Annotated in this window: 13 protein-coding genes; 5 read left to right on the top strand and 8 right to left on the bottom strand. The window is 68.3% G+C overall.

Annotated features, from left to right (window positions below; genetic code table 11):
• Nucleotides 1-102: 102 nt before the first annotated feature.
• Nucleotides 103-1,293: a M20 metallopeptidase family protein gene (locus ACZ5BU_RS32625; RefSeq protein ID WP_465704300.1), complete on the top strand. Its 1,191-nt coding sequence runs from the start codon at nucleotides 103-105 to the stop codon at nucleotides 1,291-1,293.
• On the opposite strand, the gene ACZ5BU_RS32620 is transcribed toward ACZ5BU_RS32625, so the two are convergent.
• Nucleotides 1,277-1,750, bottom strand: a complete 474-nt coding sequence (locus ACZ5BU_RS32620; protein ID WP_465704299.1) for a MarR family winged helix-turn-helix transcriptional regulator — start codon at nucleotides 1,748-1,750, stop codon at nucleotides 1,277-1,279. The two genes, ACZ5BU_RS32625 and ACZ5BU_RS32620, sit on opposite strands and share 17 nt — an antisense overlap.
• 146 nt (nucleotides 1,751-1,896) lie before the next feature.
• Here ACZ5BU_RS32620 and ACZ5BU_RS32615 point away from each other — a divergent pair, with 146 nt between their 5' ends.
• Nucleotides 1,897-2,319, top strand: coding sequence for a nuclear transport factor 2 family protein (locus ACZ5BU_RS32615; protein ID WP_465704298.1), 423 nt, complete (start codon nucleotides 1,897-1,899; stop codon nucleotides 2,317-2,319).
• Nucleotides 2,320-2,671: 352 nt separating this feature from the next.
• Here ACZ5BU_RS32615 and ACZ5BU_RS32610 read toward each other — a convergent pair whose 3' ends face one another.
• Entirely contained in the window at nucleotides 2,672-4,117 is a 1,446-nt protein-coding gene (locus tag ACZ5BU_RS32610; protein ID WP_465704297.1) for a M12 family metallo-peptidase, read from the bottom strand.
• A gap of 148 nt (nucleotides 4,118-4,265) precedes the next feature.
• Between ACZ5BU_RS32610 and ACZ5BU_RS32605 the strand changes: the two genes are divergently transcribed.
• Complete coding sequence (locus ACZ5BU_RS32605; RefSeq protein WP_465704296.1) at nucleotides 4,266-4,727, top strand: YciI family protein; 462 nt, start codon at nucleotides 4,266-4,268, stop codon at nucleotides 4,725-4,727.
• Here ACZ5BU_RS32605 and ACZ5BU_RS32600 read toward each other — a convergent pair.
• Both ACZ5BU_RS32600 and ACZ5BU_RS32595 read right to left on the bottom strand, forming a co-directional pair.
• Nucleotides 4,709-5,830: a zinc-dependent alcohol dehydrogenase family protein gene (locus tag ACZ5BU_RS32600; protein ID WP_465704295.1), complete on the bottom strand. Its 1,122-nt coding sequence runs from the start codon at nucleotides 5,828-5,830 to the stop codon at nucleotides 4,709-4,711. The genes ACZ5BU_RS32605 and ACZ5BU_RS32600 overlap by 19 nt on opposite strands.
• Complete coding sequence (locus ACZ5BU_RS32595) at nucleotides 5,827-6,243, bottom strand: acyl-CoA thioesterase (protein WP_465704663.1); 417 nt, start codon at nucleotides 6,241-6,243, stop codon at nucleotides 5,827-5,829. The genes ACZ5BU_RS32600 and ACZ5BU_RS32595 overlap by 4 nt, the downstream gene beginning before the upstream one ends.
• Here ACZ5BU_RS32595 and ACZ5BU_RS32590 point away from each other — a divergent pair.
• Both ACZ5BU_RS32590 and ACZ5BU_RS32585 read left to right on the top strand, forming a co-directional pair.
• Complete coding sequence (locus ACZ5BU_RS32590) at nucleotides 6,220-6,549, top strand: hypothetical protein (RefSeq protein ID WP_465704294.1); 330 nt, start codon at nucleotides 6,220-6,222, stop codon at nucleotides 6,547-6,549. The two genes, ACZ5BU_RS32595 and ACZ5BU_RS32590, sit on opposite strands and share 24 nt — an antisense overlap.
• A gap of 110 nt (nucleotides 6,550-6,659) precedes the next feature.
• Entirely contained in the window at nucleotides 6,660-7,133 is a 474-nt protein-coding gene (locus ACZ5BU_RS32585) for a DUF4188 domain-containing protein (RefSeq protein ID WP_465704293.1), read from the top strand.
• Nucleotides 7,134-8,390: 1,257 nt separating this feature from the next.
• Here the strand turns inward: ACZ5BU_RS32585 and ACZ5BU_RS32580 are convergent.
• From ACZ5BU_RS32580 to ACZ5BU_RS32565, 4 genes are read right to left on the bottom strand one after another with little or no spacing between them, the layout of a single operon-like run.
• On the bottom strand, nucleotides 8,391-9,659 hold the full coding sequence (locus ACZ5BU_RS32580) for an ABC transporter permease (protein ID WP_465704292.1): 1,269 nt from the start codon (nucleotides 9,657-9,659) through the stop codon (nucleotides 8,391-8,393).
• Nucleotides 9,653-10,342 (bottom strand): ABC transporter ATP-binding protein, encoded by a 690-nt coding sequence (locus ACZ5BU_RS32575; RefSeq protein ID WP_465704291.1) that lies wholly within the window; start codon nucleotides 10,340-10,342, stop codon nucleotides 9,653-9,655. Before ACZ5BU_RS32575 ends, ACZ5BU_RS32580 begins: the two co-directional genes overlap by 7 nt.
• A complete protein-coding gene (locus ACZ5BU_RS32570) occupies nucleotides 10,339-11,631 on the bottom strand; it encodes a peptidoglycan-binding protein (RefSeq protein ID WP_465704290.1) in 1,293 nt (430 codons plus the stop codon). The genes ACZ5BU_RS32575 and ACZ5BU_RS32570 overlap by 4 nt, the downstream gene beginning before the upstream one ends.
• Complete coding sequence (locus ACZ5BU_RS32565) at nucleotides 11,628-12,674, bottom strand: hypothetical protein (RefSeq protein WP_465704289.1); 1,047 nt, start codon at nucleotides 12,672-12,674, stop codon at nucleotides 11,628-11,630. Before ACZ5BU_RS32565 ends, ACZ5BU_RS32570 begins: the two co-directional genes overlap by 4 nt.
• Between the last annotated feature and the right edge of the window lie 109 nt (nucleotides 12,675-12,783).

The following is a 12,783-nucleotide window of genomic DNA, read 5'->3' as shown; positions in this document are numbered from 1 at the left end:
GACCGGGCTTCTGGCCTGGGGCGGACGGCGTGGCCAGGACGGGTACGGTGACGCGACAGTGTGGATGACGTGACGACAACGGTGTGGTCGAGAGGAGCGTTGGTGGATCTCGTTGGTGAGGGTGCTGGGCTGCTGGCCGGGTTGGTCGACTTGCGGCGGGTGTTACACCGGGAGCCTGAGGTTGGGTTGGTGTTGCCGCGGACCCAGCAGGTCGTGCTGGATGCGCTGGCTGGTCTTCCGTTGGAGGTCAGCACCGGGCGTGAGGTGACGTCCGTGGTGGCAGTTCTACGCGGTGGGGCTCCGGGGCCGACTGTGTTGCTGCGGGGCGACATGGATGCGTTGCCGGTGGTCGAGGAGACCGGGCTCGAGTACGCCGCCGAGAACGGCAACATGCATGCCTGCGGCCACGACCTGCACACCGCGGGTCTCGTCGGCGCAGCACGCGTGCTGAGCGCGCATCGCGAGGAACTGCACGGGAACGTGATCTTCATGTTCCAGCCCGGCGAGGAAGGGCTCGGCGGCGCCGGGTACATGCTCCGCGAGGGCCTGCTCGATGCGGCCGGCTACAAACCGATCGCGGCGTACGCCCTGCACGTCTGGGCGCAGGCCGCGAAGGGGATCTTCCAGCTGCGGCCGGGGACGATGATGGCGAGTTCGAACCAGCTGCACATCACTGTGCACGGCAAGGGCGGCCACGGATCGATGCCGTCGACAACGATCGATCCGGTGCCGGTCGTCGCGGAGCTCGTGCTCGCGTTGCAGGCGTACGTGACGCGGCGGGTCGACGTGTTCGATCCGGTGGTGGTCACCGTGACGCAGCTCGAGGCCGGCGTGGCGATCAACGTCATACCGAACACGGCCCGGCTGGGTGCAACCGTGCGTACGTTGTCCGACGCGAGGTTGGAGCAGTTGACACGTGACCTGCCCGCGCTCGCGGAACGGATCGCTGCGGCGCACGGCTGCACGGTCGACGCGCAGCTGAATCCGCAATACCCGGTGACGGTGAACGACGCCGAGCGTACGGCAGAGACGACCGAGGTGCTCACCGGTCTGTTCGGTGCGGAACGAGTGCAGCAGCTGGCGAACCCGTTGATGGGCGCGGAGGACTTCTCGATGGTGCTGCGCGAGGTGCCCGGTGCGTTCACGATGGTTGGTGCTCGCCCTGACGACGTCACCGCGGCGGAGGCGCCGTCCAACCACTCCAGCATCGTTCGCTTCGACGACGCCGTACTCGCCGACAACGCTGCCGCGCTGGCGCAACTGGCGGCGCGCCATCTCATTCCACTGGATTAGCGAGGTGAGTGTTTATTCGGGTTAGGAGAGCGAAGAGCTGGGTGCGTTCGGCGGGGGTCAGCGGGGCGGTGATGTAGTTGTTGACCTCGGCCAGGACGGCGTCCAGCTCGGCCAGACGGGTGCGGCCCGCGGGCGTGATGGTGATGGTGTTGCGGCGTTTGTCGTCGGGGTCGGGGGCGCGGCTGATCAGGCCGTCGTCGGACAGGGTGTTGAGGACGGCGACCAGGTCGCTCTTGTAGACGCGGGCGCGGCCGGCGACCGCTGCTTGGCTGGCGGGGCCGAATTCCTCGAGGGCGGCCAGTACGACGAAGTGGTCCTTGTGGGCGCCGATCGCGCGGAGGGCGTCGGCCGAGATGCGCTGGGCCTGGGCAGCGGTCATGCCGACGAGGCGGGACAGTTGCGCCTTGAGGCGTTCGGGCGTCTGGTTGCCGTGGTCGAACCGCAGGTCGTCGTCCATGTCAGGCCGTCTCCGTCAGGCCGTCTTCGGGGTGAGGTCGGCAGGTTGCATGGTCATAGCGTACGCCTCTTGCGTTAGTCGGACTAACGATCTACATTGATTGGCGGCGCCAACATTAGTCTTCCTAACGATTTCAGGAGTGCATCATGACCGACCTTCGCGAACTCTTGGACCGCAGCGAGCTGGCCGAGCTCGTAGCGCGCCACAGCCTGTGGCTGGACGAGCTCCGGTACGACGAATCCGACCAACTGTTCACCGACGACGTCGTAGTCAAGTCCCTCCGGGGCGAGGCGACCGGGATCGAGGCGCTCATCCAGATCGCACGCAAAGGGCACGACGCCTATGCGCGCACGCTGCACAACAAGTCCAACCTGGTGATCGAGATCGACGGCGACACCGCGGTAGTACGCGCGAACGACGTCGCGGTCCTCGTCCGCGACGACATGACCGAGGAGATCGCCGCCGCTGTCCACCACTACACCGCCCGCCGCACCCCCAACGGCTGGCGCTTCGACGGCGTGGAGATCGCCCCACTAGCCCTCACCGCCCCACTCGCCCGCGCCATCTAACGAGACGACACATGCTGCCCAAGCCCCCCGGGCGGGCGGATCCAAAACCCGGGGCCGTCGATCTCGGTGGGATCGACGGCCCCGGTGGCACAGGTCCCGGGTGGTGCAGGTCCGGGGTGGCGGGTGGCGCAGGTGGTGCAGGTGCCCGGGTGGTGCAGTACCCGGTGGAGCAGTGCCCGGGTGGTGCAAGTCCGGACTGGTGCAGGTCCGGACTGGTGCAGGTCCGGACTCGTGCAGGTCCGGACTGGTGCAGGTCCGGACTGGTGCAGGTGCCGGGTGGTGCAGGTGCCGGGTGGTGCAGGTGCCGGGTGGTGCAGGTGCCGGGTGGTGCAGGTGCCGGGTGGTGTAGGTGTTAGGCGGGGGTTACGTGCACGGTGTAGGTGCCGCGGCTGGCGTAGGTTGAGTAGCCGGTGTTCAGTGGGTTGGCGTAGCCGGAGTTTTCGATGCGTAGGTAGTAGCGGCCGGCAGTGACCTGGCGGCTGAGGCTCGCACCCAGGCCGGTCGGTGTGGAGGCGTTGGACTGACCGGACGCCGGGTTGGCGGTCGCTAGGACGGCGCCGGACGAGTCCAGCAGCTGCAGCTTGATGTCCAGGTCGGCGCCCGACGCGGCCGCGTCAGCGGCGAACTTGTACGTGCCGGCCTGCAGGTCGATCCGGAACATGTCGACGTCGGTGTCCTGCTCGTACACGCCCTTCACGCCGGCGCCGAGCGTCAGCGGGTCGGCAGTAGCAGTGGTGTTGCCGTGGTCGTCGGCCCGCAGGGTCAGCCCGTTCTGGCCGATGACCGCGTAGTCGTCTTCCTTGTTGTTGGCATCGGAGTACTCGCCCTTGCTCCACTGGCTGATCGCCTTGGAGTACCCGACGCCCATGATCGGCGCCCACGCACCATGCCCCGCGTAGTACCCGACGGAGGAGGTCCCGTCGTGCGACAGGCCGACGTTGTGGCCCGCCTCGTGCGCGGCGGCCTCGGCGATGTTCTTCGCACCGGTCCCGACGCCCTTGGTGAAGACGAGCGCCGGCTGGTAGTACGCGTGCTGGCTCGTGTTGTCGTACACACCGACGTACGCGACCCCGCCACAGCCGCAGCTGGATTGGTACCAGGTGGTCGGGTCGATGACGACGCGCGTGCCGTACTGCTGGTCCGACGTCCCGGACCGGTCGATCGCGGCGGCGGTCGGCTCCTGCGTGGTCACGTCCACGTCGAACGGCGCGTAGTCCTCGGCGACGCGAGCCCAGACATCGTGTACGACGTCCTGCTCGGCCGTACTCCAGTTACTGGTGTTGCCGTCGGTGTCGTACGGCGTGACGTTGACCGTCGCGGGCTTGCCGTTCTGGTTCCACGCCGTGCCGGTGATCGTGTGGCCGGTGAAGTCGAGGTAGACGACCCGGTTCGAGCCGGGCTTGCTGTGGAGTTCGAAGGCCGGACCGGTCGCGGCCGCGGTCGCCGTCGTCGCCCAGCGCGGGGACGCCGCGGCGTCCGCCTTACGCTCAGGCGCGGTGGCGACCGGTTCGCGGTAGAACAGCCGGCCGCCCTGGTCGAGCCACGCGGTCTTGTCGCTGCTCAGGATCTGCCGGAGGTGCTCGGTGGTGAGCTTGTTCTTCGCGGCGACCTCGGTCAGACGGGACTGGATCCGCCCGAGTGCGGCCTGGCCCTGCTGCTCCTGGCCGAGCAACTGGTCGATGGGGAGTGGGGCGGGCTGCTTCGCGTCGGCCTGGCTGCCGAGCGCGACAGCGAGCGCTCCGAAGGCGACGACGCCGGCGACAGCGAAGGCACCGATCCGGCGGGGGCGGGTTGGCATCGGGCGGGGACTCCTCGGGTACTTCGGCGTGCCTCACTTGACATCTTCACGAACGGTGTACGCGAACGTACTGTGCGTAGCCTGCCCGAAGGTCCCCACCGGTGTATAGATTCGTCTCGGGATTTAACGCCGACTTGGGAGGGTTCCGATGCGGTTCATGATGGTGTTCAAGGGCAACGCCGAGTCCGAGGCAGGGCAGCCGCCGAGCGAAGAGGGCCTGACCGCGATGGGCCTGGTGATGGCCGAGATGGCGGAGAAAGGCGTACTGCTCGCGGGCGACGGGTTGCTGCCGAGTTCGCACGGGTTCCGGATGCAGCTGGACGAGGGCAAACGGCGGGTGATCGACGGGCCGTTCGCCGAGACGAAGGAGCTGATCGCCGGGTTCTGCCTGATCGAGGTCGCGTCCCGGGAGGAGGCGATCGAGTGGGGCTGGCGGTGTATCGCGGCCGACGCGAAGGGGATGGGAGATCCCCAGACGTCCGGGTTGCTCGAGATCCGGCCGGTGGCGACGGCGGAGTTCTTCGGTGACAACTACACCGACGAGGCGCGCGACCGGAACGATGTCACGTTCGCGAAGGCAGCCGAGAACCTTCAGAAGAGCAACACCTGACGGATCGACGCACCGGCGGCGAGGTCGTCGAAGGCGCGGTTGAGGTCGTCCAGGCCGATCGTTGCCGAGAGCAGGCGGTCGACCGGGAGGCGGCCGGCCCGGTGCAGGGCGACGTACCTCGGGATGTCTCGGGACGGGACCGATGAGCCGAGGTACGAGCCCTTCACGGTGCGTTCCTCGGCGACGAGGCTGACGGCGGGGACGCTGAAGGACTGCGACGGATGCGGTAGCCCGACGGTGATCGTGGTGCCGCCGCGTTTGGTTGCCGCGTACGCCTGTTCGAGGACCTTGGCGCTGCCGACTGTTTCGAAGGTGTAGTCGGCACCGCCGGCTGTCGCGTGCCGCACCTGCTCGACCGCGTCTGGGTCGAGGGCGTCCACGACCGCGGTCGCGCCGAGGTCGCGGGCCAGGTCGAGCTTGGCTGGTACGACGTCGACCGCGACGATCGGGTTCGCGCCGACGAGCACGGCGCCGAGCAACGCCGACAGCCCGACGCCTCCTAGTCCGAAGACCGCCGTACTGCGGCCCGCGCGGACCTGAGCCGTGTTGACGACGGCGCCTACGCCGGTCATGACGGCGCAGCCGAACAACGCGGCGATCTCCGGTGGGAGCGACGGGTCGATCTTCACGGCCGAACGCGCCGAGATCACCGCATGATCCGCGAACCCGGAAATGCCCAGATGATGGTGCACCTCACCCTGTCCGCTACCCGCCAGGCGGCGCGCACCCGACAACAGCGAGCCTGCGGTGTTGGCAGCGGCGCCTGGTTCGCAGAGGGCGGCTCTGCCTTCGGTGCAGGGGGCGCAGGTCCCGCAGGCGGGGACGAAGGCGCAGGCGATCACGTCGCCGGGGGCGAACCCTTCGGCGCGGGACTGAACGACCTCGCCGGTGGCTTCATGCCCAAGGAGCATCGGCATCACGCGGGGGCGGGAGCCGTCGATGACGGACAGGTCCGAGTGGCACAGGCCAGTAGCGCGGATCCGGATCAGCAGTTCGCCCGGGCCGGGTGGCGCGAGCTCCAACTCCTCGATCCGCAGTGGGCGCGAGTCGGCGTACGGCGCCGGCAGGCCCATCTCCCGCAGTACGGCGCCGCGCACGATCATCGCGTGATCCCTTCGAGCGCTTCCCGGATCCGTTCGGGTACCGGCACCGGCCGCCGATCCGCCCGGTCGACGAACACGTGCACGAACCGCCCGACCGCCGCCGGCTTGTCCGAATCCTCCCGGAACAAGCCGATCTCGTACCGCACGCTGGAATTACCCAACTGACCGCACCGTAACCCCGCGTCCACGACCCCCGGAAACGAGAGCGGCTGCTTGAACGTGCACTGCGAGTCCACGCACAGCCCGATCACGTCCCCGCCGTGGATATCGAGCCCACCCGAGCGGATCAGGAAGTCGTTGATGACCGTGTCGAAGAAGCTGTAGTACTCGACGTTGTTGCCGTGCCCGTAGACGTCGTTGTCCTTCCACCGCAGCGTGATCGCCAGGTGGTGCGGGTACGCGTCACGCTCCATGCTCACGGGACACTACTCCGGTACGGCGTCGTCGCCGCCCTGCGACGCGTCGGGGATGGCCTTTCGGGCGAACGGGTCAGCGAGTGGTGGGGCAACACCGGATACGCCTGGGTCGAGGACGACGTGGACACGTTCTTCGACGATCTGCCACCGGCGTTCGCGGCGGAGGCGCGGCGGCGGTTGCGGACGCAGTCGGACGGGCCGATGAACGATCCGTGTGCCTTCGAGGTGTGGCCGGAGGTCCCGACGCGGGCAGTGAGGCGCGGGACGACCTGTTGTTTCCCGCGCAGTTTCTGCGGCGGGTGACCTGGGAGCGGCTCGGGTTATGCCGGACGAGGTGCCGGGAGCGCATTTTCCGATGCTCGGACAGCCCTTGGCCGTGGTGAACTATCTCCTGACGAGTGAGGGGGATGGACATGGGTGATGTGATCGAGGGGCGGCAGTCGGCGGCGTACGACGGGGAACTGGTGGTGTTCCTGATCGGAGTGCGCGTCAATTCGGTGCTGAAGGTGCGCGAGTGGCTGCCGGTGGTGCGGGCGATGGGGCCGATGTTGCAGGAGCTGTCAAAGGACAAGGAGAGCGGGCTGCTCGGCTTCCGGACCTTGCCGTCGTGGCGCGGTGTCACGCTCGTGCAGTACTGGGAGTCGGTCGAGAAGCTCCAGGGGTTCGCGAACGACGCCGGCCGGAAGCACCGTCCTTCCTGGGTCGACTTCTTCCGCAACTCCTACAAGGGCGGCGCCGTCGGCATCTGGCACGAGACGTACGTCGTACCCGCGGGCAACACGGAGACGATCTACGGCAACATGCCTCTCCTCGGGCTCGGCCGCGTCCAGGGGGTCGTACCGGTGGGCAAGCGCGGCGACACCGCAGCGGAGCGCCTCAAGCACTAGCGCGGCTACAGTGCAGGCGTGCGGTTCATCCGGGATCTTTGGACGCTGTTGCAGCGGCGGGACTTCCGGCGGTTGTTCGCGGTTCGGCTGACGTCGCAGTGCGGGGACGGGGTGTTCCAGGTCGCACTGGCGTCGTACGTGCTGTTCTCGCCTGAGCGGGCGCCGGACGCGGCTGCAATCGCCGGGCTGTTCGCGGTGTCGCTGCTGCCGTACTCGATCCTCGGCCCGTTCACCGGCGTACTCCTGGACCGCTGGTCGCGCCGGCAGATCCTGTTCGGCGCGAACCTGACCCGCGCGGCGCTCGTCGTAGGCATCGGCGCGATCGTCGCCGCCGACAGCGCGGGGGTGCCGTTCTACCTCGCCGTACTACTCACCCTCGGCGTGAACCGCTTCCTGCTCTCCGGACTGTCCGCCGGTCTCCCCCACGTCGTCGAGCGCGACGAGCTGGTGATGGCGAACGCGGTCACGCCCACGTCCGGTACGGCGTCCTTCTTGATCGGCGGCGGGATCGGCGCCGGCCTGAAGCTGCTCGCCGACTCGGACCTCGCCGTCCTCGGGCTGACCGTGATCATCTACACGGCCGCATCCCTTCTCGCGCTGAGGCTCCGCCGCGACCAGCTCGGCCCGGACCTGAAGGGCGACGAACCCGGCATCCTCGAGGCGCTCCGGACGATCGCTACCGGCCTGCTCGACGGCGGCCGGCACCTGCGCGAACGCCGGCAGCCCGCGCTCGGCCTGCTCGCCATCGGGTCGCTCCGGTTCTTCTTCGGGCTGATGACGGTCGCGATGATCCTGCTGTACCGCAACTACTTCTATGGCCCCGGTCAGCTCAACGAGGCGTTCGGCGCACTCGCGATCGCGACCGGTGCGGTCGGCGCCGGGTTGTTCGTCGCCGCGCTGATCACACCGTGGGGTACGCGCGTGCTGTCGCTGCACTGGTGGATCACCTGGTTGTTCGCCGGCGCCGCGGTCGTGAGCGCCGTACCGATCGGGTTCTATACCAAGCCCGCGCTGGTGATCGGCGGGTTCCTCACCGGGTTCTGCGCGCAGGGCATCAAGATCAGCGTCGACACCCTCGTTCAGACGGGTGTCGACGACGAGTACCGCGGCCGCGTCTTCGCGCTCTACGACATGATCTACAACGTCGGGCAGGTCTCGGCGGCCGCACTCGGCGCGGCGATCCTGCCCGCCAGCGGGAAGTCGTACCCAGTGCTCGCGCTGATCGTGGTCGGCTTCGCGATCAGCGCCGTGCTGTACTCACGTGCCTCGCAGCGCGGTGATCGGCTGGATGGCGGAGGCCTTCCAGGCGGGGTACGTACCGGCGACGAGTCCGATGAACGCGCCCAGGAAGGGCGAACCGAACGCGAGCCGGTTGTCCAGGATCGGCGTCCAGTCACGGATCCAGGACACGCTGACGGTCAGGATCACGCCGACCGCCGTACCGAGTAGCCCGCCGAGGAAGCCGACGATCACGCTCTCCACCAGGAACTGAACGGCGATGTGTCTTCGCGCCGCGCCCAACGCTCTGCGCAGACCGATCTCCGAGATGCGTTCCAGGACGGACAGCAGCGTCACGTTCGCGATACCGAGGCCGCCGACGAGAAGTGCGACTGCGCCGAGGAGCAGGAACAGCGCGTTCAGATCGGACTCGACACCCTTGCGTACGGCGCCCTGCTTGGGCGGGGCGTCGACGCTCAAGGTGCTCGGGTCGTTCGGCTGGATGGCGATCGGGGCCTGCTGGGCGATCAGTTGCGCGGCGCCCACCGCCGTACGGATCTCGACCGCGTCGGGTGATTCCAAGTTGTACGCCTGCCGTGCGGCGCCGTTCGGCATGATCAGTGCGTCGTTCAGCTCGGCACGGCCGCTGACCGAGTCGAGGATGCCGATCACCGTGTACGGCTCGTCGCCGATGAACACCGCCGGTTGCGCGTCCACCCGGTTGATACCGAGGCGTTCCGCGGCATGCTTGCCCAGGACAACCACCTTGTCGGCGCGGCGGTCGTGGCCGTCGTCGAAGAACCGGCCGGTCTTCAACACCGCGCGGACAGCATCCCAGAGACCGGCCGATCCGGCCATCACCGGGAGCGCCTTGCCGGACCCGTCGTCCAGGCCGGTCACGTTCTGGACGAGGTCCGAGCCGATCTCCAGGTTGCTGACGGTGCCGACTGCTTCGACGCCGTTCAAGCGTTGGATCCTGGCCGGGGCGTCCCACGGAAGTTGGGTCGCCGCCTCTCCTTCCTGACCGCCGTTGTCGTCCGGTTCCACCACTACCCGGGTAGCAGCAGCCAGGTCGAACCGCTGCGTGATCTGCCCGGCGGCGGTCTGCCCCAGCCCGACGGTCCCCACCAGTGCGGCGACCCCGAGCACCGTCCCGAGCGTGGTGAGGATGAGTCGAGTAGGTCGAGCGGCGACACCGGCCAGTGCCTCGTCCAGCAGATCTCTTACCGCTGGACGGGACCTGAGCCGGCGTCGACGCGACGTGGACGGCCCGCCGGTCGGGTCCGGGAGGCCTGCTTGGGTTACCACTGGAGGGTTCCGTCGACGATGCGCACCTGGCGTTGGGCCCGGCGGCTGACGTTGTCGTCGTGGGTGATGACGGCCAGCGTCATGCCCTCGGTATGCAGTTCGTCGAACACCTGCAGGATCGCCTCCGCGTTCATACTGTCCAGATTTCCGGTGGGCTCGTCGGCGAGCAGCAGGCTCGGTTCCGCGACCAGTGCCCTGGCGATCGCCACCCGCTGCCGCTCCCCACCCGAGAGCGTGGTCGGCGCGAACTCCATCCGATGCGCCAGTCCGACCCGCTCCAGCGCGACCCGCGCCCGGGCCAGACGCTCCCGCCGCGGCACCCCGACGTACACCATCGACAGCGCGACGTTCTCCAGTACGGTCCGATGGTCGAGCAGATGGAACGACTGGAACACGAACCCGATCCGCTGCCCACGCAGTACGGCGCGCCGCCGCTCGCGCAGGCTCATCGTGTCCACGCCGTCCAACCGGTAGACCCCGTCCGTTGGGTTGTCCAACAACCCGAGCAGATGCAGCAACGTCGACTTCCCGGACCCGGACGGCCCGACGATCGACAGGTACTCCCCCTGCCCGATGGTCAGATCGATCCCCTTGATCGCCCGCACTTCAGGCGGTCCCGGGAAGAATCGCCGGACCCCGATCATCTCCACCACCGGCGCCGGCAGAGCAACTGCGGTACTCATTTCCCGACCACCACCTGATCGCCCTCGGACAACTTCGCGTCGCCCTTCGGCGTCACCTGCGCGAACCCGTCCGCGGACAGCCCGACCGTCACCGGCACCAGCTCCACCTGCCCGTTCCGCAGTACCTCGACCCGCGAGGCGCCGTCCGACCCGGACGACAGAGCGGCCACCGGTACGGCGAGAACCTTGCCGCTGGTGCTCTTCACCGGGATCGTCACCCGCACGTTCGCGTCCCGCAGTACGGCCAACTGGCTCGCGGTCAACGCGTTCGGCGCGACCACGACGTCGTACTGCGTACCGTTCTTGGAGACCCGCCGTACCTTTGCCGCGACGGGCGTACCGTCGACATCGAGCGAGGCCGCCATCCCGGCCTTCAACCGCTGCGCCGTCTCCGCGTCGACCTTGACCGTGACGACCAGCGACGCACCGCTCGCCGACATCACGACACCGTTGACGGTCCCGCCGCGCTCGACCTTCACGTCGTCGACGCGGCGCGGAAGCGTCTTCACGTAGACGACCTCCGACACCGGTAGCGGCGTACCGGCCTTGAACTCGGCATCGTTCAGGCTCGTCTTGGCATCGGACAGGTTCTGCTCCGCGTCGTCCACGGCGCCCTGCTGGACCGTAGTGTCCTTGGCGTGAGCGGTCTTGGCCGCCTTGAGCTGCGACTGCGCCTGGCGGAGCTGCTTCTTCGCGGCGTCGACCTGCTTCTTCGCCTGGTCGACGGCCTGCGTGAACCGTTCATCCGGCTCCGGCGCGTCGTACCCGGCGGCCTCGTACAGCTTCTCCACCGCCGCCGACGTGTCCAGCGTGTACTCGTCGTCAACGGTGCCCGGGTCGTACCCGAGCCGATCGAGCGTCTGCTCCAGCTGCAGCACGTCCGGTCCCTTGCTCCCCGGCGACAAGGTCCGGTACATCGGCAGTACGCCGGCCAACCCGATCACCGGCCGCCCGGTGATCTCGAGCAGGGCTTTGCCCTCGGTGATCGTCGATCCGACCGCCGGTACCTTGCCCGTGACGATCGCCGGCGTGGTCAGCCCGCTCGTCTCGACGCGGATGTTGACGGCACCGTCGAACGACGCGTCACCCCGTCCCACCACCTTGCTGGAGAGCACCTTCTTCGCCACCGGAACGGTGATCTGCGAGGCCGACGGCGGCGCGGTCTTCGCCGCCGCGTCCTCCGGTGAGCTGATCCGGCTGCCCGCCGCGACCCCGATCCCGAGCGAGACGACGGCCACCCCGGCCACGCTCACCAGCACCCGCCGGCGGGACTTGGGCGAAGCGGTCACCGGTTCGCCATCTCGTCGCGGTACGCCTCGAGCTCGGCCTTGTGCTGGTCGACGAACTCCTTCTCCTGTTCGTACTGCACCTTCTTGTACGCGTCGTCGTACCCCTTGGCCTTGCACTTCTGGTCCGAAACCGCGAGCGCGATCTCGAGCTTGCGCAGGTCGGACAGCTTGGCCGCGTCGACCTTGTCGAACGACGGTGGGCCGGTGAAGCCCTTCGCCGGCCCACCCTTGGCCGGCGGTTGCGTACCGGTCAGCGCGTCGAGCTTGTGCTGGATCTCGTCCCGCGGATCCGAGACCTTCTTGTACCCGGCGTGCCCGGCGTCGGCCATGCAGTCGGTCCACGCGGTGGTCGCGTCCACGACCCGCTGGTCGTCGTCGATCCGCTTCTGCAGCGCCTGGATGTCCTTGAACAGGCTGTCGAACTTCTTGAAGTCGACGGCGCCCTTGTTGTCGCCGTACACCTGCTTGACCGCCTTGCCGCGACAGCCGAGGTCCTCCTGGCCGCCCGTACTCGGACCGCCGCCGCTGCCCTGGATCACGACCGAGCCGTTCCCATTCGCGTTCGGCCCGTTCAGCGCCTTGTCGTACGCCTTCTGCGCGGCCGGCGAGAGTGCGTTGCGGATCTTGGTGTTCGGGTTCGTGTCGTCGTCGCCGGCCTTCGACCAGTCGATCGTGCTGACCCCGTACCCGTACTGCGCGGCGAACTTGTCCGGCGGCAGGTTGAACGCGTCGTTGAACTTGCCCTTCGCGTTCTGCTGCGGCGGTACGGCGACGTACTCGAACCCGGCCGCCTTCATACAGGCGGCGGTCGCGTCCTCGACCTTGCGCTGCTTGGCCAGGTCCTCCTCGGACGGCTGCTGCGCCCCACCGGCCCGGGTCGCGATCCGGAACGTGCCGCCACCGGACGAGCTGACGAATCCGTCGCCCATGTACTCCGCGAGCGGGCTCTTGCCGCTGTTCTGATCGGACGCGACCGGAGCCTTGTCGTTTCCGCAACCGGCCAGCGCCAGGACCGCGATGACGGCCAATGCTGTTCTCTTCATGGCAGTGGAGCGTGCCGCCGCGGCCGTGAAGAACCTGTGAAGGACCGGTATGCACCCGATGCTCTCAGCCGATCTTCATCGGATTCTCATCAACCTCAGGGACATTGTC

This window comes from Kribbella sp. NPDC031520 (genome assembly GCF_055580825.1).
This window is presented reverse-complemented; position numbering and strand designations above follow the sequence as displayed.

What these genes read in the sequence shown, in the direction of transcription:
- ACZ5BU_RS32605 (WP_465704296.1), top strand. Translation starts at nt 4,266, where the DNA reads ATGCGGTTCATGATGGTGTTCAAGGGCAACGCCGAGTCCGAGGCAGGG.
- ACZ5BU_RS32585 (WP_465704293.1), top strand. Translation starts at nt 6,660, where the DNA reads ATGGGTGATGTGATCGAGGGGCGGCAGTCGGCGGCGTACGACGGGGAA.
- ACZ5BU_RS32620 (WP_465704299.1), bottom strand. Translation starts at nt 1,750, where the DNA reads ATGGACGACGACCTGCGGTTCGACCACGGCAACCAGACGCCCGAACGC.
- ACZ5BU_RS32610 (WP_465704297.1), bottom strand. Translation starts at nt 4,117, where the DNA reads ATGCCAACCCGCCCCCGCCGGATCGGTGCCTTCGCTGTCGCCGGCGTC.
- ACZ5BU_RS32595 (WP_465704663.1), bottom strand. Translation starts at nt 6,243, where the DNA reads ATGGAGCGTGACGCGTACCCGCACCACCTGGCGATCACGCTGCGGTGG.
- ACZ5BU_RS32615 (WP_465704298.1), top strand. Translation starts at nt 1,897, where the DNA reads ATGACCGACCTTCGCGAACTCTTGGACCGCAGCGAGCTGGCCGAGCTC.
- ACZ5BU_RS32575 (WP_465704291.1), bottom strand. Translation starts at nt 10,342, where the DNA reads ATGAGTACCGCAGTTGCTCTGCCGGCGCCGGTGGTGGAGATGATCGGG.
- ACZ5BU_RS32565 (WP_465704289.1), bottom strand. Translation starts at nt 12,674, where the DNA reads ATGAAGAGAACAGCATTGGCCGTCATCGCGGTCCTGGCGCTGGCCGGT.
- ACZ5BU_RS32600 (WP_465704295.1), bottom strand. Translation starts at nt 5,830, where the DNA reads ATGATCGTGCGCGGCGCCGTACTGCGGGAGATGGGCCTGCCGGCGCCG.